The 20,168-nt window shown below is 41.8% G+C and carries 18 protein-coding genes; 3 read left to right on the forward strand and 15 right to left on the reverse strand.

Annotated elements, in window-relative coordinates; translation table 11 throughout:
* Positions 1-313: 313 nt before the first annotated feature.
* The 3 genes from K8P02_RS11455 to K8P02_RS11465 form a co-directional block, all read right to left on the reverse strand.
* On the reverse strand, positions 314-2,059 hold the full coding sequence (locus tag K8P02_RS11455; protein ID WP_025867186.1) for a phospho-sugar mutase: 1,746 nt from the start codon (positions 2,057-2,059) through the stop codon (positions 314-316).
* Between the two features lie 107 nt (positions 2,060-2,166).
* A complete protein-coding gene (locus K8P02_RS11460) occupies positions 2,167-3,807 on the reverse strand; it encodes a C69 family dipeptidase (protein WP_025867185.1) in 1,641 nt (546 codons plus the stop codon).
* 30 nt (positions 3,808-3,837) lie between these two features.
* Positions 3,838-5,487 (reverse strand): M23 family metallopeptidase, encoded by a 1,650-nt coding sequence (locus K8P02_RS11465; protein ID WP_025867184.1) that lies wholly within the window; start codon positions 5,485-5,487, stop codon positions 3,838-3,840.
* 398 nt (positions 5,488-5,885) lie between these two features.
* On the opposite strand from K8P02_RS11465, the gene ald reads away from it, so the two are divergent.
* Positions 5,886-6,974, forward strand: coding sequence for an alanine dehydrogenase (gene ald, locus K8P02_RS11470; protein ID WP_007486512.1), 1,089 nt, complete (start codon positions 5,886-5,888; stop codon positions 6,972-6,974).
* Between the two features lie 107 nt (positions 6,975-7,081).
* Here ald and K8P02_RS11475 read toward each other — a convergent pair whose 3' ends face one another.
* The 7 genes from K8P02_RS11475 to K8P02_RS11505 all read right to left on the reverse strand — a co-directional run bounded on the left by K8P02_RS11475 (position 7,082) and on the right by K8P02_RS11505 (position 12,755).
* Complete coding sequence (locus tag K8P02_RS11475; RefSeq protein ID WP_002561362.1) at positions 7,082-8,002, reverse strand: NAD(P)H-dependent flavin oxidoreductase; 921 nt, start codon at positions 8,000-8,002, stop codon at positions 7,082-7,084.
* A gap of 207 nt (positions 8,003-8,209) precedes the next feature.
* Positions 8,210-8,893 carry a DUF4858 domain-containing protein gene (locus K8P02_RS11480; RefSeq protein WP_002561361.1) on the reverse strand — a complete coding sequence of 228 codons (684 nt, stop codon included), beginning with the start codon at positions 8,891-8,893 and terminating at the stop codon, positions 8,210-8,212.
* Positions 8,894-9,029: 136 nt separating this feature from the next.
* The gene (locus K8P02_RS11485) at positions 9,030-9,551 is read right to left on the reverse strand and encodes a DUF4943 family protein (protein ID WP_007486507.1); all 522 of its coding nucleotides are present in this window, start codon (positions 9,549-9,551) and stop codon (positions 9,030-9,032) included.
* Positions 9,552-9,571: 20 nt separating this feature from the next.
* The gene (locus K8P02_RS11490) at positions 9,572-10,624 is read right to left on the reverse strand and encodes an outer membrane beta-barrel protein (protein WP_025867182.1); all 1,053 of its coding nucleotides are present in this window, start codon (positions 10,622-10,624) and stop codon (positions 9,572-9,574) included.
* On the reverse strand, positions 10,608-11,156 hold the full coding sequence (locus K8P02_RS11495) for an RNA polymerase sigma factor (RefSeq protein ID WP_025867181.1): 549 nt from the start codon (positions 11,154-11,156) through the stop codon (positions 10,608-10,610). The genes K8P02_RS11490 and K8P02_RS11495 overlap by 17 nt, the downstream gene beginning before the upstream one ends.
* A gap of 365 nt (positions 11,157-11,521) precedes the next feature.
* Positions 11,522-12,370: a carboxylating nicotinate-nucleotide diphosphorylase gene (nadC, locus tag K8P02_RS11500; protein WP_002561357.1), complete on the reverse strand. Its 849-nt coding sequence runs from the start codon at positions 12,368-12,370 to the stop codon at positions 11,522-11,524.
* Positions 12,363-12,755: a DUF4783 domain-containing protein gene (locus tag K8P02_RS11505; RefSeq protein WP_007486505.1), complete on the reverse strand. Its 393-nt coding sequence runs from the start codon at positions 12,753-12,755 to the stop codon at positions 12,363-12,365. Before K8P02_RS11505 ends, nadC begins: the two co-directional genes overlap by 8 nt.
* 127 nt (positions 12,756-12,882) lie before the next feature.
* Between K8P02_RS11505 and rlmH the strand changes: the two genes are divergently transcribed.
* Positions 12,883-13,356 (forward strand): 23S rRNA (pseudouridine(1915)-N(3))-methyltransferase RlmH, encoded by a 474-nt coding sequence (rlmH, locus tag K8P02_RS11510; RefSeq protein WP_025867180.1) that lies wholly within the window; start codon positions 12,883-12,885, stop codon positions 13,354-13,356.
* Between the two features lie 624 nt (positions 13,357-13,980).
* Here the strand turns inward: rlmH and queF are convergent.
* The 4 genes from queF to K8P02_RS11530 all read right to left on the reverse strand — a co-directional run bounded on the left by queF (position 13,981) and on the right by K8P02_RS11530 (position 16,689).
* Positions 13,981-14,436: a preQ(1) synthase gene (queF, locus tag K8P02_RS11515; protein WP_002561353.1), complete on the reverse strand. Its 456-nt coding sequence runs from the start codon at positions 14,434-14,436 to the stop codon at positions 13,981-13,983.
* A gap of 57 nt (positions 14,437-14,493) precedes the next feature.
* Complete coding sequence (gene queC, locus K8P02_RS11520; RefSeq protein WP_044158114.1) at positions 14,494-15,150, reverse strand: 7-cyano-7-deazaguanine synthase QueC; 657 nt, start codon at positions 15,148-15,150, stop codon at positions 14,494-14,496.
* A 106-nt stretch (positions 15,151-15,256) separates the two neighbouring features.
* A complete protein-coding gene (locus K8P02_RS11525; RefSeq protein WP_002561351.1) occupies positions 15,257-15,937 on the reverse strand; it encodes a queuosine precursor transporter in 681 nt (226 codons plus the stop codon).
* Between the two features lie 251 nt (positions 15,938-16,188).
* Complete coding sequence (locus tag K8P02_RS11530) at positions 16,189-16,689, reverse strand: RNA polymerase sigma factor (protein ID WP_025867178.1); 501 nt, start codon at positions 16,687-16,689, stop codon at positions 16,189-16,191.
* A gap of 246 nt (positions 16,690-16,935) precedes the next feature.
* Here K8P02_RS11530 and K8P02_RS11535 point away from each other — a divergent pair, with 246 nt between their 5' ends.
* Positions 16,936-18,222, forward strand: a complete 1,287-nt coding sequence (locus tag K8P02_RS11535) for a DcaP family trimeric outer membrane transporter (RefSeq protein WP_007486501.1) — start codon at positions 16,936-16,938, stop codon at positions 18,220-18,222.
* 110 nt (positions 18,223-18,332) lie between these two features.
* On the opposite strand, the gene K8P02_RS11540 is transcribed toward K8P02_RS11535, so the two are convergent.
* Positions 18,333-19,853: an OmpP1/FadL family transporter gene (locus tag K8P02_RS11540; protein WP_007486499.1), complete on the reverse strand. Its 1,521-nt coding sequence runs from the start codon at positions 19,851-19,853 to the stop codon at positions 18,333-18,335.
* Positions 19,854-20,168: the final 315 nt, after the last annotated feature.

Raw genomic sequence — 20,168 nt, forward strand, 5'->3', positions numbered from 1 at the left:
TGGCATTTCAGATATACGTTTTAACTTTGTGTCATTAAACGAACGTTTATTGAAACACTTTTCCAATTCAAAATTTCAAGCACTACCACCATATCAGCATTTATCTAAGATTTTTCTACTTTATATCTAAGTAATGATCTAATTTAAACTCTTCTCCTCTCAAACATAATTCTACCATACTGGCACATTGAAAACAGATACCAATAAATATTTGTCTTTGAAAGGCATGAAGTAATAAAAAAGCGGCTGGTTCATCACAAACCAGCCGCTTTTTTATTATCGCTCGGCGTATCTCCCCGTGCGGGAAGCACCACTAAATGCCTAATGATTTCATTACAGCTTTGATCTTCTCGTCAGCGGCAGCATCGGCACTGGCAAAGCAGTTACGACAGCCCATCTCACCCTTCACCTCGATATAGAACTTAATCTTAGGTTCTGTTCCCGACGGACGGATAGAAACCTTATCACCATCTTCTGTGAAATACTGAAGAACATTTGATTTATCCGGCATATCAATCTTCGTCACACGACCGTCAGCATCAATCTGCTTCAAAGTCTGGAAGTCCTTCCAAAGAATTACTTTAGAACCAGCTAATTCGCGTGGAGGATTGTTGCGGAAGTCTACCATCATCTGTTTGATCTCTTCGGCACCGCTCTTACCCGGCTTCACTACGCTGATACCCTTTTCTTTAGAGAATCCGTATTCTACGTAGATATCCAACAGCATTTCATACAATGACTTACCGTTATCTTTTGCCCATGCAGCTATTTCAGAGATGAGACAACAAGCAGAAACGGCATCTTTATCACGAACGAAATCTTCGGCAAGGAAACCATAGCTTTCTTCTCCACCACCGATATATACTTTTTCACCCTCACGCAGACGAATTTCACGGGCAATCCATTTGAAACCGGTGTAGCAATCGAGCATTTCAATATTATTCTTTTCAGCAATCTTCTTGATAAGTTCAGTAGTTACGATGGTCTTCACAACGAACTCCTTGCCGGTCATCTTACCCAACTTCTTGTACTGAGTGATGATGTAATACAGATACATCAGACAAGTCTGGTTACCATTGATAAGTACCCACTCACCCTTATCGTCTTTGCAGGCAATACCTACACGGTCGGCATCAGGATCACTTGCCATCACCAAGTCGGCATCTATCTCTTTAGCCAGATTCACAGCCATAGTCAATGCTTCAGCATTTTCCGGATTCGGAGAAACTACAGTCGGGAAGTTACCATCCTTAATCATCTGTTCGGGAACGGTATATACATTCTCAAATCCCCACATCTTCAATGCACGCGGAATAAGTTTCATACCCGTACCATGAATCGGTGTATAGACAATCTTCATATCTTTCTGGTGAGCAATAGCCTCCGGATCGATAGAGATAGTCTTTACCATATCCAAATAAGGTTTGTCGATGTCTTCACCAACAATCTGAATCAAATCAGGATTACCCTTAAAATTAATATCGGCAGCAGAAGTAACCTTGTTTACTTCGTCAATAATCCCTTTGTCATGCGGAGCCAATACTTGTGCACCATCGTCCCAGTACGCCTTATAACCGTTGTATTCTTTCGGGTTGTGAGAAGCTGTCAGGATGATACCACTCTGACAACCAAGATGACGAATGGCAAATGACATTTCCGGTGTAGGGCGCATATCCTCAAACAAATACACTTTAATACCATTACCAGAGAATATATCAGCAGAGATACGGGCAAAAAGATCACTGTTGTTACGGCAATCATATCCTACCACTACAGAAATCTGAGAGAGATCTTTGAAATTCTTCTTCAGATAGTTGGAAAGTCCCTGCGTAGCAGCACCCACTGTATAGATATTCATACGGTTGCTACCAACACCCATGATACCGCGTAAACCGCCTGTACCAAATTCTAGGTCTTTATAGAATGCTTCTATCAACTCAGTTTTATCTTCGTTTGCCAACATACGTTTCACTTCAGCCTGAGTTTCGGCATCATAGGCCGGGGTTAGCCATTTTTCGGCTTTCTCAGTTACCTGCTTGATGAGTTCCTGATTCTCCATTTAGATTGTTATTTATTGGTTAATGTTTGATTAATCTTTTCTCAGAGTCACAAATGTAAAAGAATAAAATAAGAATTCCTAATAAATAATTTTAAATAATCTATTATTTACTCTTTCACTTTATAGCGTTCACCCGTCTGTTTTACGTATTCTTCAAGGAATTCTTTCGGATAACCCGGACGGATAACACCTGCCGGCTGACCAATAGAGTTGCGCTCAAATTTACCATCTTTCATTTTACGAATCACTCCGTCAGCATATTTCACGATAATGAACTCGCCCAACCGTTTCCAGGTGTCAAAAGTGCTTTGTGCCGTCATATTGGTATAATTGGTCAAAAAAGCTTTTGCTTCATCCGGATTTTTCTGATAAAGACGGGTAGCCATACTCTCAATACCGGCCTGTGCCTCATGGAAGGTACCTTCCAATTCGTGCTGTGTAGCACGGATATCACCAATCATAAGATCATAGCGGGGATATACCATATTGGATACCCAATTGAAAATCCAGAAAGAAGAATCCCAGGAGAAAGTAATATAATCGGCTCCACCTACGCGGGTATAACATACTGGAACTTTATCCGTACAACAATATACCGGAGTGAAAACTGTCATATTCGCATCATCCGTACCAAACCAGAGCACTCCACCCACTGCATCGGGCATACTGGCACGCATCTGTGCCACAAATACAAAACCACTCTGTTGGGTAGAAATAGGACGCTCATTGAAATATTCCTGACCATCTACCTTGAAATTCAACGGAGAGAGACGATAAGGGGTTTTATAAGGGCCGGCACCAAAATCATTGCTAATATCGAACGGAGTTCCCTCATAATGATCACGCATTGCATTCTGCACATCCTGCACGGAGATTTTACGATTCGGTTTTATAAACAATGGCATGGGGTCATTTGTCTCACCCTGTATATAGGGAAGGAATGCCTTACCCTGATCTGTGAACATATTGAAGTAACTCCACACACGGGCCTCACAAAAGCGGCGTGCACCAAAATCAAGCGGAGCATAGGCATCGGCAAAACTAAAATCTTTATTCACACCGCTGAAGTATCCTTTCTCGCGGGCAAAAGAAATCACATCCGGCGAATAGAGGCAATTCTCCTTATCATTCATATCAAACTGATGGATGCGCGACTGGTTGGCATGTGCCGAAATACAATCATCGGGCACGCGGACAGCTACCCATACAGCTCCACGGATTCCGGGGCCTTTACCTATCAGTTCCATGATCCATATTTCATTAGGATCGGCAATAGTGAAAGACTCTCCGCTACTATAATACCCATACTCCTGCACGAGATCTGTCATAATCTTGATAGCCTCACGCGCCGTACGCGAACGTTGCAAACCGATATAAATCAGGCTTCCATAATCGATGATACCGGTAGAATCGGCCAGTTCGGGACGTCCGCCGAAAGTTGTTTCACCGATAGTCACCTGAAACTCATTCATATTACCAATGACATTGTAGGTCTGGCGTGCCTGTTCAATCTTTCCGAGATATTTACCGGTATCCCACTCATAAACATCGAGCAAAGTTCCCTTCTTATAGGTAGCAGCCGGATAGTGGTATAATTCTCCGAAGAGCCCGTATGAATCGGCAGAATAGGAAACGATGGTTGAACCATCAGCAGAAGCATTCTTGCCGACAATGAGATTGGTACAGGCGAAAGCATTCGCCACAGCCGCCACAAGAAAGGCAGCACAAAGGATCAGTTTCTTGTTCATTATTGTTATATTACTTAATTATGTGATTATTTACCATACGAAAGTGTTACGCACCACCGTTTCATTGCCACAGTCGTCCGTGGCAACCATCTCTACTGTATGTTTACCGCCTTTCTTCACACGCTTCGGATCAAGCTTGTATACGTACTGTGAACGAATCATATTGGGCCTGCCAAATAACGCATACTTCCCGTCAATGGTTCCGCGATAAGAACGGATTCCGGTAGACTTATCTTTGATAGTATACACTATTTCTCCTGTACGTGCCCAATTCTTTGGATTGACCGGAGTAATCACAGGAGGAACCGTATCTATTGCAACCGTATAAGTGCCTAACTCACGAATGCGCGTTTTCATAAACCCGTCTTCATACTTACCGCCTGCCCCATACAAACCTTTGGGAGTTACACGTGCCACATAATACTTCGTAGCATCCTCTATTGGTTTACGCCGCAAACCAATGCGCAATTCACAACTGCTATGCAATGAAACAGGTTTATCATGCAACTGATAGGTGAAAGCAATGGCACCACTATCGGCTTTTACCTGATAATTCAAAGCAACATCATCATAAAGCATTCCTTTGGGTACAACCAACGTTAACCCCGGTTCTTGCAGAAAATTGGTTTTATCCCAGACAAAGAAATATTTCTCACGGTGTTGTAACGGCTCTATCGGCTGTTTTTTTCCACGCACCGTAAAACGACATCGTGAAGTATTACCAAACGCATCCGTCAGCGTATACAAAAACTGATAGTCTCTTTCTTCATTAATAGTCACCAAACCGCGATTACCATTAGAGGCCTTCAGCAAACGAAGGGTATTTCCCGGATCAATAAACGACTTCATGTATTGTCCGCATGTCCAGGAATTTATCATCCGGTTCTCTTCCTGAGAAAAACGATCCACAGTGCTGCGAAACACCTCTTCCCCATCTACGGTAAGGACAACCGTATGTACTCCGTAACGATTGTGTACACCATCCATGTAGTCGTATGCTTTGATACCGGTGCCAATCACTCCCCAGGCTTCAACAGGATGTGCCACATTAGGTAAGAATGTACGATGTTCCGGACTTCCTTCCACTACCCCTTTGCCCGGTTGAGGAAACAACATAATACCCTCCACTTTCGGTGCAGTCGTATCTTTGATCTTTTTAAGGAAAAAAGGCATCGGATCTACATAATCACCCGTAGCCGTTTCAAAGACATCCAGGTGCAAGTGTGGACCAAAAGAATAGCCTGTGTTACCACTCCACGCAATCTGTTGTCCTGCTTTGACAGGATATTCACCCGGTTCGGGAACAATCTCCACTTCATAGCTCTCCTCTTTATACTGCAAATCTTCTACCCGCTTTGCAATAGCTCCTGTAAATCCGCTAAGGTGCCGATTGATGGTAGAATAGCCATTATCATAACAAACATCGAGTACATACCCCGATCCGTGAGTAACACGAATACGTGAGATATACCCGTCTGCCAACGCCCGAACCGGCTTTCCAATAACACCTCCGGTCTTAAAATCGAGCCCGCCGTGAAAATGATTGGTACGTATTTCTCCGAAATTACCACTCAAAGTCAACGGAAAGTCAAATGGCGGGACAAAAGATGCCTGTGGCTTTTCCTGCGAAAAAGCCTGTACACTACAGATAAGCAACAAAGCTGCAATATATAGTTTCATATAGTTCATTAAGTGGTACTTCAAATTTAATTCATACTATACCAATGTTTTATTGAAACGCAAATGATCGCAGATTTTCGCAGATTAGATGGCTTGCTGCACTTAAGGGACGATATTCTTTGCGTAAATTTGCGATAATCTGCGTTTCAATGATACGATCATTTAATTAGGATACAGTACTTATCTATTTAGAATCACAAATGTACGTCATTCCGGGTAAATATTAAAACCCACCGGCAGAATTAATTCAAAAAACAGCAAGATCGACCTATTATAAACAGAAATAGTCAAAGGCTACTCATTTTTGACAATATGCTGTTAAACATCCGGTTACGAGTAATAACATAAGGATCTTTTCTGTACATTCGCCTATATTTAATCCTTAATACAGTAACATTATGATTATCGGAGTACCAAAGGAGATCAAGAACAATGAGAATCGTGTGGGTATGACACCCTCCGGAGTTGCTGAAGTTGTGAAATGCGGGCATACTGTATATATACAGCATACAGCAGGTATCAACAGCGGCTTTCCGGACGAGGCATACACAGCCGTGGGTGCACAGATTCTGCCGACAATGGAAGAAGTTTATGCCATTGCCGAAATGATTGTGAAAGTGAAGGAGCCGATAGCTCCTGAATACAAGCTTATTAAAAAGGGACAATTGCTGTTCACTTACTTCCACTTCGCCTCCGATAAAGAGTTGACACTGGCAATGATGGAGAATGGTTCTGTATGCCTGGCGTATGAAACAGTAGAAAAGGCAGACCACTCGTTACCCCTGTTAATACCGATGAGTGAAGTTGCCGGACGAATGGCAACCCAGGAGGGGGCCCGTTTTCTGGAACGTCCGCAAGGTGGTAAAGGGATCTTGTTGGGCGGTGTACCTGGCGTAAAACCGGCCAAAGTACTGATTCTTGGTGGCGGTATCGTGGGAAGTAATGCAGCACAAATGGCAGCAGGCATGGGAGCAGACGTAACAATAGCTGATATCAACCTGGCCCGCTTACGTTATTTAAGCGAAACATTACCCAAAAACGTAAAAACACTCTATGCTTCGGAACTACGATTAAAAATGGAATTGCCGACGGTAGATCTCGTGATAGGTTCCGTACTTATTCCGGGAGATAAAGCTCCCCACATCATTACACGTGATATGCTGAAAATGATGCAACCGGGTACGGTATTAGTAGATGTAGCCATTGACCAGGGAGGATGTTTCGAGACTTCACATCCCACCACACATAGTGACCCAACCTATATAGTAGATGGTATCGTACACTACGCCGTAGCCAACATTCCGGGAGCTGTACCATATACCTCTACCTTAGCATTGACAAATGCAACACTACCGTATGTAAAAGCTCTTGCCGGAAAAGGATGGAAACAAGCCTGTAAAGACGATCCCGCATTAGCACTCGGCCTTAATATCGTAGAAGGAAAAATAGTGTATAAGGCTATAGCGGATGTTTTTGGAATTATTTAGTTGACAATTGACAGTTGACAATTGACAGTTAAAAGTCTTATTTATTAAAAAATTAAAAGTTAGGCTGCGCAATAACAACAGCTACAGCGCAGCCTAACTTTCAATTTTCAACTTTCAATTTTCAACTCTTTAGTCAGTTCCTTCATAACTTCTGCCACCGATTGTTGCTGACGAAACAAAGCAGCTACTTGTCCTATTTCCAGTTCTCCTTCTTCAAGATCACCTTCAAAAATACCTTTCTTCGCACGCCCTCTTCCCAATAGTTCACGCAGTTCATCTGCCGAAGCACCACGCGCCTCAGCTTCTTCTACTGCATCACGAAAATGATTCGTAACCAAACGGGTGGGAGCTAATTTTTTAAGTAATAATTTCGTATCACCTTCATTCAGCCGCAAACAGTATTCTTTGAAAACATCACTGGCAGAACTTTCATAAGTCAGTGCAAAACGGGTACCTATTTGTACACCTTCGGCTCCCAGCACCATAGCAGCCTGAATACCTTCGCTCGTAGCAATACCACCGGCAGCAATCAAAGGGAGAGTCGTAGCACGACGTACTGCCGGAATAAGACAGAATGTAGTTGTCTCTTCACGCCCGTTGTGTCCGCCTGCCTCAAAACCTTCAGCAACAACAGCATCTACTCCGGCTTCTTCACACTTTACAGCAAATTTAGATGAAGACACTACATGGACGACAGTTATTCCACGTTCTTTTAACCAGCCTGTCCACGTTTTAGGATTACCGGCAGAGGTGAATACGATTTTCACTCCTTCTTCGACCACAATATTCATTATCTCCTCAATTTGAGGATACATCAAAGGGATATTTACTCCAAAAGGAAAATCGGTAGCTGCCTTACATTTACGGATGTGCTGGCGAAGAACCTCCGGATGCATAGACCCGGCGCCAATAAGTCCCAATCCACCTGAATTACTTACTGCCGATGCCAGACGCCAACCGCTGCACCACACCATACCGCCCTGAATGATAGGGTAACGAATACCCAATAGAGTAGAAATTCTATTCATAAACTGAATTTGTTTTGATTTTATTTTGTATACCTAATACGTCTTTTATTAAACGCAGAATTAACGCAAATTTTCGCAAACTATAAAGCAACGCAATAATTGAATTAATTCTTTGCGAAAATTTGCGTTAATCTGTGTTTCAACTAAATTATTTGAATACTGAATACTCCTTAACTATTTACTAAACAAATCGGGCTTTCAGATAGTTCAATGAGCGATGGGCTGCAATATAGGCATCGGAATAAGCCTGGTAGTCGAATCCCCATAGGCTTTCAATACCTCTAACGTACGGCCGCGTCGTTCACGCCCTTTCACATCCCAAAAATCTTTTGTAAAGATAGACATAAAATCAAGGCCACCAATGCCCACACCCGCCATTGCACCATTTGCCTGCCCCATCAAAGGATTATATCGCAGGTTCACAGCTTCAATATCGGATGGTACCCCTCCTGTTCTTTTCGGCTTTTGAGGAACTTTTTCCATGTTAGTATAGGATCTCAGCGTCTTTATCCTATAAAAGGGATCGCCCCGCCAGGTATCCTGCCCTACTTTTATCTTTTTTTGATATACCGGATCCCAATCATAAGGTGTATTCGGCTTATAAGGATGCAGGGTAAGCATCTGTCTTTTATTCAGTGGCAACGTATTAGGCAATACAGACGGAAGCGTCGCATCCGGCAACATCCAACTCTTTTCCGTAGACATGAGAGGAGTGCCCATAACGTCAGAACCGAAGTCAATCTGTTTCACAGCCTCCGGGTTCAGTTTAATCTCTTCGCTACCTTGCAGGATTCGATTCAATTTAATAGAATCCTGTGTGGTCCATTCTTGCGAACAGACTACTGAGGCAGTCAGACTGATTAATATAAATAATATAAAGCGCTTCGTCATTCTCTAATGCATTAATCATTTTAATAAGTTAGTAGTACATCCTTCTTTGTCCATCGGGCATGTACTGTCCCGGCCACTGAAAAAATCAGCAGCAATAGATTAAAACGTTTAGCCATGTTCAGTTGTTTAGTCTACCCTACCACCAGCGGTAACCGCTACCACAGAGCGGCTCATCGTAGCAAGGATCAATGGTCCATGCCGTTCGCGGATACTGTCTGTTTTCCCACCAGCGACGGTAACGGACTGCAGCATCCAGCAGTTCTTCATCGGACAAGAAATAGATTGCTTCGTAATTTTCGGCATTCACTTCTACCATATGGCACCCCATTGAAGCCGGAAAGCCCAGACGAATACTTTCTACTGTCCATAAAATACATTCGCCCAAACGGATCTTGCCACTATTACTGTTATATACGGAAGGAAATGAGGGGATCACACTCATATCCTCGGCATAATTCAGCAATTCGGGAATGTCATTTTCGGTAAAATGAGGGACTTCAACAATCCCTTTGTCATTTTTTGTATTATAGGTTCCGGCTTTGAGTTGCTTCACAAAAAGATCAACATCCGGATTATTATAGTCCAGGGTCTCTTTACTGCATCCGGTCAGTGCGAGAACCGCAAAAACGGTGAGCAGCAGTATCCATGTCTTTTTCATAACGTTCGTTCTTTTAATGGTTAATAAGTCATGCGAATTCCGCACATAAGGTTAAAATTCGTGGGACGCTTTGTACGTATCGTTTCAAGTTTTGAATCCGTCTTGAAATGATGCGATACTCCCGGCTCTGCAAAAAGTGCTATCCGGTCATTTACTTTATAGTTAACCCCTACTCCGGCTATTACAGCCAACTGTACAGGCTCATTCTTAAAATCATTATTCGGCGCACCTGCTATACATTTTTCAACTATTCCTCCTATAGAAGCATACAAATCCAGCTTCTTTGTTTCCGCCAGATGCACATTCACTTTTACCGGAACACCTAAATAATGAAGATTCTGATTCTCTGAACGAAGACTTGAATAAGTCAGCCCGGATTCTACTCCCAGATACTTGTTCAACATCTTCTCTACCGTGACACCTGCCATTACAGGCATCTTATATTTCCCGTTTTCTGCCGGAAGAGCCGTACCAACAGCAGCTTTCACAGCCCAGGTACGTGGTTTCTTTACCTCTGCCAACACCGGCTTCACTGGTTGTTCTTCTGTAACAGTAGTAGCAGGCTCATTGTTTACTCCTGCCTTCCAAATATTTTCTCCGGAATTCTCCGTTTCTCTTCCATATCCATGATGACTTGAGGTGGTTGATGAAAAGCTGAATGACAAAGATACAGTTACTGATATCGAATCATCCTCTTCTCCTTCGGACTGAACCAACATAGCATACCGACCGGGAGCCGGTTTCTGCAATACCGGTTCGGTATGGGCAGGTGAGAACGATTGATTCACCCGGTCACCATCCAGATTTCCTACACCGGAAACTGCTAATTGTGTAAATGCCTCTTCTATTTCTTCTTTCGGTGAGAAAAACCAGAAAGCTGCCGAAGACGCTGCCAGCACTAATAAAACAGAGGCTGCCGCAGCTACCCGGAAGAATAGCACACGACGGCGCTGATGGCTACTAACTGCCACATCACGGCTCAACTCTTCCCAAAAGCCATCCCTTACCGTCATCTCGGCATGCCCAAGACGCGAACGGAACAGATCGGTTATTTCATCATTTTCTCTCTTCATGGTTTCTATATTCTTTAATCCTTTTTGCTAACAAATACTTGGCCCGGTGAAGTTGCGAAGTAGACGAATGCTCTTTTATATGAAGCATGCCTGCTATTTCTTTGTGCGACTTCTCCTCAAACACATAGAGGTTAAATACGGTTCGGCATCCATCGGGTAGTTCAGCCACAAACGCCATCAGTTGTTCTTCGGAGATACTGCTTCCTCTATCAGAGGATATATCGGGGATATCGGGCAGTTGTTCTTCATGAACCATCACCTGTGTGATGCGTTTTTGCCGTCGGAGATAATCAAGTGCCTGAGTTACCATCACCCTCGTGATCCATGTAGACAGTGACGCCTCTCCACGAAACGAGAAATTGGTGAATATCTTGATAAAACCGTCGTGCAACACATCATGGGCCGCATCCATATCGCCCGTATAACGGTAACATACCGCCAGCATCTGCTTAGAATAGAGGGTGTAAAGCTCCTTTCGAGCGGAATCTTTCCCTGCCCGACAGTCCTTTATCAGTTCTATCTCGTTTTCCAATGTCAGTGCTTTTTTACGGACGCCTCTCTGCGTCGTTTGTTAGTTAGACGCAGCATTCTGAGAAATGCTGCAATGATAATATTTAAAAGAAGTTAAAGACAAAAAACAATAGACTTTAAGTAGTACTTCAAATTTAGTTCAAACATTTTATTGAAACGCAAATGATCGCAGATTTTCGCAGATTAAATGGCTGCGCTATACCTGAGCGATGATATGCTTTGCGTGAATCTGTGAGTTTCTGCATTTCAATAAGAGTATCATATAATTTTGAACGATTACTTACCTATAACAAACAACCTCCTGCATACTACAATAGATTGAGCATACAGGAGGTTAAGTCTATTTTATTTTATCAGAATCAGTTATCAACAAGCCTTGAAACTCATATCAAGTCCTTTCACCGAGTGCGTCAAAGCACCCACAGAGATAAAGTCCACTCCACATTCGGCATAATCGCGCAATGTATCGAAAGTGATACCGCCGGATGATTCCGTCTCATATTTGCCGGCCACCATCTCAACCGCTTTCTTTGTCATCTCAGGAGTGAAATTATCAAACATGATGCGATCTACTCCACCCAAATCAAGCACTTGTTGCAATTCGTCGAAGTTACGTACTTCAATTTCTATTTTCAGATCTTTGCCTTTCTCCTTGCAATACTCTTTTGCACGAGTGATAGCCTTATCAATGCCACCTGCAAAATCCACATGATTATCTTTCAGGAGGATCATATCAAACAGTCCTATGCGATGATTCACCCCACCACCAATCTTCACAGCCATCTTTTCAAGAATACGCATGCCCGGTGTTGTTTTGCGGGTATCAAGCACATGGGTATTCGTACCTACCAGCTTTTGAGCGTATTTACGGGTCATAGTAGCAATACCGCTCATACGTTGCATTACGTTCAGCATCAGGCGCTCTGTTTGCAATAACGATTGTACTTTTCCTTCTACTATCATTACCACATCACCAGGTTTTACTTCAGTACCGTCATTGATAAACACTTCCACCTTCATAGTGGGATCGAAACGATGAAATATCTCTTTAGCAACTTCAACGCCGGCTAATACACCGGTTTCTTTAATGAGGAGTTTTGATTTCCCCATTGCTGTAGCAGGGATACATGAAAGGGTGGTATGGTCACCATCACCTATATCTTCAGAAAAGGCAAGGTCAATCAACTTGTCTATAAGTTCTTTTTCCTTATTCATTGGTTTTGTCAATTCTTATTTGATGAATTAAATATTTGTTCTGTACTCTTTTGAAGAAACAATTCACCCGAAAGTTTCCATTAGCAGTTGTCAGGGTACCAATGACAAAACTCGATTCGTCACGCTTCCCCTGATGATTTACATTAAAAGTACTGACCTTATTTTCGGTAAAAAAAGTATTCATGGTACTTTCTGCTGCTTGCTTGTCAGCATTCGTCGAGCGGTTCTGAATGATGAGGTCTACCTTATCACCCAGGAATTTGTTCAGCTCCTGAGAGCTTCCTTTTTTAAATGCCAGAACTACACCCACCGGTACATCTTGTGCCAAAAGCGTAGACGCGGAAAAGAGCAATCCGGCAATCCATAAAAGTACTCGTTTTTTCATAACCACAAGCTTTTCAGATATCAGTTTTCAACTAAATCTGGTATCTAATGATACGCAAAGGTAAGCATTTATTGCAGAAAACAATAAAAAATACCTATTTTTGTGCGATAATCAGAACTGTATCAGCATGAAAACGACTTTGCTCGTCGTAGGACGAACGGTAGAACAACATTATATTACTGCTATCAACGACTATATCCAACGTACCAAACGCTTCATATCTTTCGATATGGAAGTCATTCCTGAGCTTAAAAATACCAAAAGCCTCTCGATGGAACAACAGAAAGAGAAAGAAGGAGAACTTATATGCAAAGCCTTACAACCGGGAGACGTGGTGGTGCTACTTGATGAACATGGCAAAGAAATGCGTTCTCTCGAATTTGCCGAATACATGAAACGGAAGATGAATACGGTGAACAAACGGCTGGTGTTCGTCATCGGAGGTCCTTACGGTTTCTCACAGCGAGTATATGATGCCGCACAGGAGAAGATTTCAATGTCGAAAATGACCTTCTCTCATCAGATGATACGCCTTATCTTTGTAGAGCAGATATATCGGGCAATGACAATATTGAATGGAGGACCCTATCATCATGAATAATTGCTTCGGGGAGCCTGCCTTGGATTTCTTTTCAATTTACTATTTGACAAAGTGATATTCCTGACGCCACAGACTCCTCTTGTTTGGACCGACTGGAACACCAGTCATTAAAATCGCCTTCATTTTCATATTCATTTTTTCAGATAACACGGATTATTGTCCATCAGGCAACATTTTCCTTCTTTCTTTCACATTTGCCATACAATATATTATCAAAACCGGCAGATATAATTCTTTTTTCTACCTGAAGACAGATCAAATATCAGTAGCAGTTAGCCTGAAAAAAGGATATTTCCGAAGAAATATTTTTTCCTCGTAGAGTCTCGGAGCGTTTCTCTACGAGACTTGGACCGTTCCTCGTAGAGAAACCGGACTTATCTTACCGGGATAAATGGGTTTACATACCGGGATATAGTACATATCTATGCAGATAGAGCAGAAATATACAACACGGACCGCATATTATTACAAACATTTATGCAATTCGTCCTCTAAAAGGAGTATTTATCTCAAAGCACATGTTATAGAATCAGCCAATAAAAGAGCAAAATGAGAATAATTCTTCGATTTCAAAAGCTTTTGGCACAATTCCTTACTTTAGAAAAGTACAGCATAACAACTCTTTTATTCGTGATTCATCAATCGGTGTTCCGCCATTTGCTCATATTTCGTTCCCGGGCGGCCATAGTTAGCATACGGATAGATGGAAATACCTCCACGCGGAGTAAAGATGCCGGTCACTTCAATATATTTCGGATCCATCAGGCGGATAAGATCTTTCATAATGATATTCACACAATCTTCATGGAAAGCGCCATGGCTACGGAAACTGAAGAGATAAAGTTTCAGGCTCTTGCTTTCCACCATCTTCACATCCGGAAGATAGCTGATACGTATCTCAGCAAAATCCGGCTGTCCGGTAATGGGACAAAGGCTGGTAAACTCAGGACAGTTAAAACGCACCCAGTAATCATTTTCGGGATGCTTATTATCAAAAGCTTCCAATACTTCGGGAGCATAATCTTGCTTGTACTCTGTTTTTCTACCCAAAAGGGAGAGTTGATCTTTTAATTCAGTCATAAAATGAAAAGTTGTGCTTCCCGCACGAGGAAGTACGGCAAGCGATGATTATATATGTTACTCTCTGGTGAGATACTCTTCCAATCCCTGCCGACGCAATTTACATGCCGGACAATGCCCACAGCCATCACCCTGTATACCGTTATAGCAAGTCAATGTATCATTACGGATGATGTCAAGCACCCCTAATTCGTCAGCTAATGCCCAGGTCTGTGCTTTATCAATCCACATCAGCGGAGTATGCAAAACGAACTGCTCATCCATTGCCAGATTCAATGTTACATTGAGAGACTTAATAAAAGCATCCCGGCAATCGGGATAGCCACTGAAATCGGTTTGCGACACACCGGTCACAATATGGTTGATACCTCTTTCACGCGCATATACGGCGGCAATACTAAGAAAAAACAAGTTACGCCCCGGTACAAACGTATTCGGAAAACTATCGGCAGGCTTATCCTGATCCATCTCCATCATTGTATCCGTCAATGAATTGTGCCCCAATTGTCCTATAAAGGAAACATCCATTGCTTCAAATTCCACACCGGCATTACGGGCTATCTCACGTGCCAGTTCTACCTCTTTCTTATGTTTCTGCCCATAAAGAAAACTCAGGGCAACCACTTTCTTAAATTCACGCTTTGCCCAAAACAGGCAGGTCGTTGAATCTTGCCCACCGCTGAACACGACTAAGGCAGTATTTTTATTAATCATAAATTATGACTTTTGAGTAGTGATAAGTGAGTAGTGATAAGTGATTAGTGCCATGCGGATCATAGCGCAGCTTACTAATCACTTATCACTACTCACTTATCACTTATTAAACGTCTTTTATTTTAAGTACATTATAGGAAATATCTTTATCGTAGACATCGCTGCCGTCTATCTTCTTGATAGCATTTACAACCCGAATTGTCACAGGAAGGATAATAACCTCGTACATAGATTTCAGCACGATTTGGATTCCCATCATCACCAACAGTTCCGGCCAGGCAATAATACCACCAAAAGCAACAGGAAAGAAGATAAAAGAGTCCGCCGTTTCTCCGACAACCGTAGAAATAATAGCACGCGCGGAGAAGTTCTTTCCACCGCTGGCAACTTTCATCTTACTCATCACATAAGCATTAAGGAATGAACCCACCAGAAATGCCATCAAACTGGCAAAGACAATACGTGGTGCCATACCAAACACAAAATCAAAATGCTCTTCCCCCTCCCAAAAAGGAGCAGCAGGAATAGCTACGGCAATCAAGCCCAATGCTACAACAAAGAAGTTCATGGCGAAACCACTCCAGATAATGAGACGGGCTTTTTTGAATCCCCATACTTCGGCAATACAGTCGTTGATTATATAGGAAATAGGAAATACAAGCAATCCGGCAGTAACGGTAATACTACCTACCTGAATCACTTTAGTTTCAAGAAGATTGGCTGCAATAAGGCATACATTAAACAATATGCCAAGCAACATGAAGGGAATGGATACTTTTTCTTTCATACTCCTGTTTTTTACGTGGTGTTCTAGAATACACGACCGCTATTCACGGCATCATACGTTTTTTTTTAAATTCGGGCAGCAAAGATACGGCATCTTTTGGAAATAGGCAAAAAAAATAGTGATTAGTGAGGAGTGATAAGTGATTAGTGGGCTGCGCCATGAATCCACATGGCACTAATCACTCCTCACTTATCACTAACCGTTTATCACTCCCTGCTAATCACTTATCACTAATCACTCATCACTGCTCACTATTTACCAAATTCTTTCAATTCCTTCTGTAGCCTTTTACGCACAAAGAACAAACGACTTTTTATCGTACCAATCGGAAGCCCCATTTTCTCTGCGATCTCATTGTATTTGAATCCGGCAACGTACATGAGAAAAGGTTTTCGCATAGATTCCGGTACCGCATTAATCACTTTATGAAGTTCCTTCAGATCATAAGCATATTCAAAACGTTCTCCATCTTCTACCTCCAACAGATTCTGACGGCCAATGCTATAACTATCATCCATCATAGATATTTCACGCGTAACCCGACGATAATTATTAATAAAAAGATTACGCATGATTGTGTACATCCAGCCCTTAAAGTTTTGCGCATGAACAAACTTCTCCTTATTATCCAGAGCTTTCAACATACAATCCTGCACCAAATCATTAGCCGAATCCTGATCGGCAGTCAGCTTGAGAGCAAAGTGACGCAACTCTGATTCCATCCCTACTATTTTACTTGTCAGTTTATCCATTGTGGTTTTATTATTCAAATTATTACTGAATGCAAAGATGAAGTTTCTAAAAGGATTTACCTATGGCAATACTTCCGCAATATTTGTCTATTTTTCCCAAAGATAATGCAAACCGAGGGCAGAATAAAATGAACGAGTTCATTTTTTATGCCGGGGTGCAGCTTATCTTCGCTTTTTTGGCAAAGCTGTCTCAACCTTTTCAAATTTTAGTTGTTCTTTGCACATTCACCTAAAACTTAACTTATAATGGAAACAACATTTAGAACAGTAGCGCTGCTACTTGGAATGGGACTACTCCCACTCTGCGCAAATGCCCAGAAAAAAGTAATCATTGAAGATAAAGAGCCAAACTCTATCATGTTTGTCTCAAGGGATAAAGCCGGAGATGAGATTATCCGAATCATGGAGGAGACACAACTTAAACGCTTTCACGAACCCAAAGCTCCCCGCTTCTTGCTGACAGATCAAAAAGGAAAGTTTGCCCTCGGTATTGGAGGATACGTACGCGCTACGGCAGAATATGACTTCGGAGGTATCGTTAAAGATGTAGATTTCTATCCGGCACTTATACCCAACAGAGGAACGGATTATGCAAGAAATCAGTTTCAGATGGATGCTACCACTTCTACCCTATTCTTAAAACTGGTAGGGCATACCAAGAATCTGGGAGACTTTGTTGTCTATACTGCAGGAAACTTCCGGGGAAATGGGAAAACATTTGAACTCCAGAATGCATACGCTTCATTCTTAGGATTTACATTAGGATACAGCTATGGTTCGTTTATGGATTTAGCAGCACTTCCCCCTACCATAGATTTTGCCGGCCCTAACGGTTCTGCATTCTATCGTACCACCCAGTTAAGTTATATGTACAGCGGATTGAAAAATTGGAAATTCGGTATTGCTGCCGAGATGCCTTCGGTAGACGGAACAACCACCGACAAACTGTCTATCAGCACACAACGTATGCCGGACTTTGCAGCTTCTGCTCAATACAACTGGAATAAGAACAGCCACATCCGCCTGGCAGCTATTCTTCGCAGTATGACTTATTCAAGTGATGTTTATCAGAAAGCCTATTCCACCACCGGATTCGGATTGCAGGCATCCACCACATTTGCTGTTACTCCGAAATGGCAACTATTCGGGCAGTTTAATTATGGAAAGGGAATCGGGCAGTTCCTCAACGATCTTAGCAATCTGAATGTAGACCTTGTTCCAAATCCGGAGAAAGAGGGCAAAATGCAAGCACTTCCTATGCTCGGATGGTATGCAGGAGTACAATATAATTTATGCAAGAATATGTTTGTATCAGGGACTTATAGTTTGTCAAGACTTTACTCCGAACATGGATATCCAAGTGAAAATCCGGAAGCATATCGTAAAGGACAGTATCTGGTAGCTAATTTATTCTGGAATGTAACCAGCAACCTACAGGTAGGTGCCGAGTATCTGCGAGGATGGCGTACGGATTTTAATGATGATACCCGCAATGCGAACCGTATGAATCTGTTGGTACAGTATTCTTTCTAAAAAAGAAAATATTTCATCTCTATAAAAACGAAAAAGGAGATTTCACCGCCTTCTCAATAGAAGTAGCAGAGAAATCTCCTTTTATATATAAGAGAATTAGTTCGTGTTATTTAGAACTTATAGTCAAGACCGATACCGAATACTTTATTGGTACGTGAGAAAACATCTGTTCCCGGAATGGCTTGTCCTGCCAAAGCAGAAATCCCGTTGTAGTCACTCCAATTCTTTGTATAATCTTCATAATCAGTCCAGAAGTAAGCTATATTCAACTTCAGGTTTTTAGCGATATTGAAACCGGCACCAAAACCAAAAGAGTAAGAACTTACAGCAAAGCTCATATCACTTTGATAACTATCTTCCACACCATATTTTGTGCGTTGCATACCGGCACTGATTTGTGCCCATTTACATACATCCCATTCGATACCAGCCAGATATTCATTAGTACCTTTATCTATGAAATGCTGTTTCCCGGTTCTTTCTCCAGTAATTAGATTAGTAGCATCGGCCATCTTAGCATGAGTATCGAAGAAATGATGATAACCTACAGAAGCACGAAGCACAGGAAGAATTTCATAAGACACACCAACTGTTAATAAACTTGGAATATCATGTGGAGTGTTTACACCCGGAGCAAATAACTTAGTATCATCCACACGTGTTTTATTCTCTACATTCAGCTTGGTATTAAACTCATATTTCACACCAACATTCCATTTGTTCATCTTAAAGTCAGCACCAATAATAGGTGTTACTCCCCAACCGGTCTGGTCGCAATCCAAATATTTATCTTGAGTATTTGTCGCATACTTATTAGCCATTGCAGCAGCTGCTGCATACTTTTTTGCCGCTTCAGGTTGTCCGGCAACTTCCGCTGCTGCCGCCAGTTTATTAAACTGGTCTGCATAGGCAGTAAACGTCTGGTTCAAATTCACCATTTTATCGCCTATATTAGCCTGAATGTCACGAATATGTCCTTCATACCCATTACTTACATAATTCATACGTAGTCCACCAAAAACAGACAGATAATCTGTTATTTTATAGGTGGCTCCCAATTGAAGACCAAAAATCATCTGCTTTCCACGCATATAACTATCTACAGAATACTTATTCGTATTTGCAAACGGATTTTCAGGAAGCAATCCTCCACTTACTAAGCTCGCTCCAGCTGCTTTCATCGCCATTGGAATGACAGATACCTGAGACTCAAAAGAGCCAAGCCCTTCATTAAAGGTAGCCTTACCACCACCTCCTGTCACGGCAAAACTTCCTGAGAATGCCCAGTCACCTTTTTTATATACAGCAAAAAAACTGGGGACAAACGGAGCAGAAGCTTCGCCCTTATATTCTTTAGTAGCATTTCCACCGAACCCGGCAAATGGAGCAAACGTGGAAGTTATTGTTCTCGTCTGAAACGCACTCTGACCATTAAAAGAGAGATGAAATCCATCTTCCATAAAAGCCAGACCGGCAGGATTGGAATATACAGCATCAATATCTGTTGAAGCATCACGAGCCAACATTCTTAAAAATAAAACATGCTGATTAGTATTTGTCAGGAGACCTCCCGCAAAAGTTGGAATTGAAACGATCAGCAACACAATGCTAATCAAAGATAATTTTCTCATTTAAATCTTTTTTAAGTTATTTCGGGCGCAAAGGTACAATAATATTGCACACAAGAAGCATCTTTGTGCATTTAATTTCACTAATAAGAAGTATTTGATGAAAAAACGAAATAGTTTCGTTTGTAACAAACGCATCAAAACCCAATTAACAATATTAACATACGGACAAACTATCCATCTTTAGTGATGCAAAGTATAGTACTTTCGAAGTATAAACTATGCATTTTCACAGTGACTTAAATAGGTATTTAACACACTGTTAAAATAGAACTTTTAAAAGCAAGACAACAGATACGAACTTATTGAGGTTTTCCA

Source organism: Bacteroides nordii (assembly GCF_019930665.1).
Classification (GTDB): Bacteria; Bacteroidota; Bacteroidia; order Bacteroidales; family Bacteroidaceae; genus Bacteroides; species Bacteroides nordii.

What these genes read in the sequence shown, in the direction of transcription:
- queC (WP_044158114.1), bottom strand. Translation starts at nt 15,150, where the DNA reads ATGATTAATAAAAATACTGCCTTAGTCGTGTTCAGCGGTGGGCAAGAT.
- ald (WP_007486512.1), top strand. Translation starts at nt 5,886, where the DNA reads ATGATTATCGGAGTACCAAAGGAGATCAAGAACAATGAGAATCGTGTG.
- K8P02_RS11475 (WP_002561362.1), bottom strand. Translation starts at nt 8,002, where the DNA reads ATGAATAGAATTTCTACTCTATTGGGTATTCGTTACCCTATCATTCAG.
- K8P02_RS11490 (WP_025867182.1), bottom strand. Translation starts at nt 10,624, where the DNA reads ATGAAGAGAGAAAATGATGAAATAACCGATCTGTTCCGTTCGCGTCTT.
- nadC (WP_002561357.1), bottom strand. Translation starts at nt 12,370, where the DNA reads ATGAATAAGGAAAAAGAACTTATAGACAAGTTGATTGACCTTGCCTTT.
- K8P02_RS11535 (WP_007486501.1), top strand. Translation starts at nt 16,936, where the DNA reads ATGGAAACAACATTTAGAACAGTAGCGCTGCTACTTGGAATGGGACTA.
- K8P02_RS11455 (WP_025867186.1), bottom strand. Translation starts at nt 2,059, where the DNA reads ATGGAGAATCAGGAACTCATCAAGCAGGTAACTGAGAAAGCCGAAAAA.
- K8P02_RS11480 (WP_002561361.1), bottom strand. Translation starts at nt 8,893, where the DNA reads ATGACGAAGCGCTTTATATTATTTATATTAATCAGTCTGACTGCCTCA.
- K8P02_RS11525 (WP_002561351.1), bottom strand. Translation starts at nt 15,937, where the DNA reads ATGAAAGAAAAAGTATCCATTCCCTTCATGTTGCTTGGCATATTGTTT.
- queF (WP_002561353.1), bottom strand. Translation starts at nt 14,436, where the DNA reads ATGACTGAATTAAAAGATCAACTCTCCCTTTTGGGTAGAAAAACAGAG.
- K8P02_RS11465 (WP_025867184.1), bottom strand. Translation starts at nt 5,487, where the DNA reads ATGAAACTATATATTGCAGCTTTGTTGCTTATCTGTAGTGTACAGGCT.
- K8P02_RS11505 (WP_007486505.1), bottom strand. Translation starts at nt 12,755, where the DNA reads ATGAAAAAACGAGTACTTTTATGGATTGCCGGATTGCTCTTTTCCGCG.
- rlmH (WP_025867180.1), top strand. Translation starts at nt 12,883, where the DNA reads ATGAAAACGACTTTGCTCGTCGTAGGACGAACGGTAGAACAACATTAT.
- K8P02_RS11460 (WP_025867185.1), bottom strand. Translation starts at nt 3,807, where the DNA reads ATGAACAAGAAACTGATCCTTTGTGCTGCCTTTCTTGTGGCGGCTGTG.
- K8P02_RS11530 (WP_025867178.1), bottom strand. Translation starts at nt 16,689, where the DNA reads ATGGATAAACTGACAAGTAAAATAGTAGGGATGGAATCAGAGTTGCGT.
- K8P02_RS11540 (WP_007486499.1), bottom strand. Translation starts at nt 19,853, where the DNA reads ATGAGAAAATTATCTTTGATTAGCATTGTGTTGCTGATCGTTTCAATT.
- K8P02_RS11485 (WP_007486507.1), bottom strand. Translation starts at nt 9,551, where the DNA reads ATGAAAAAGACATGGATACTGCTGCTCACCGTTTTTGCGGTTCTCGCA.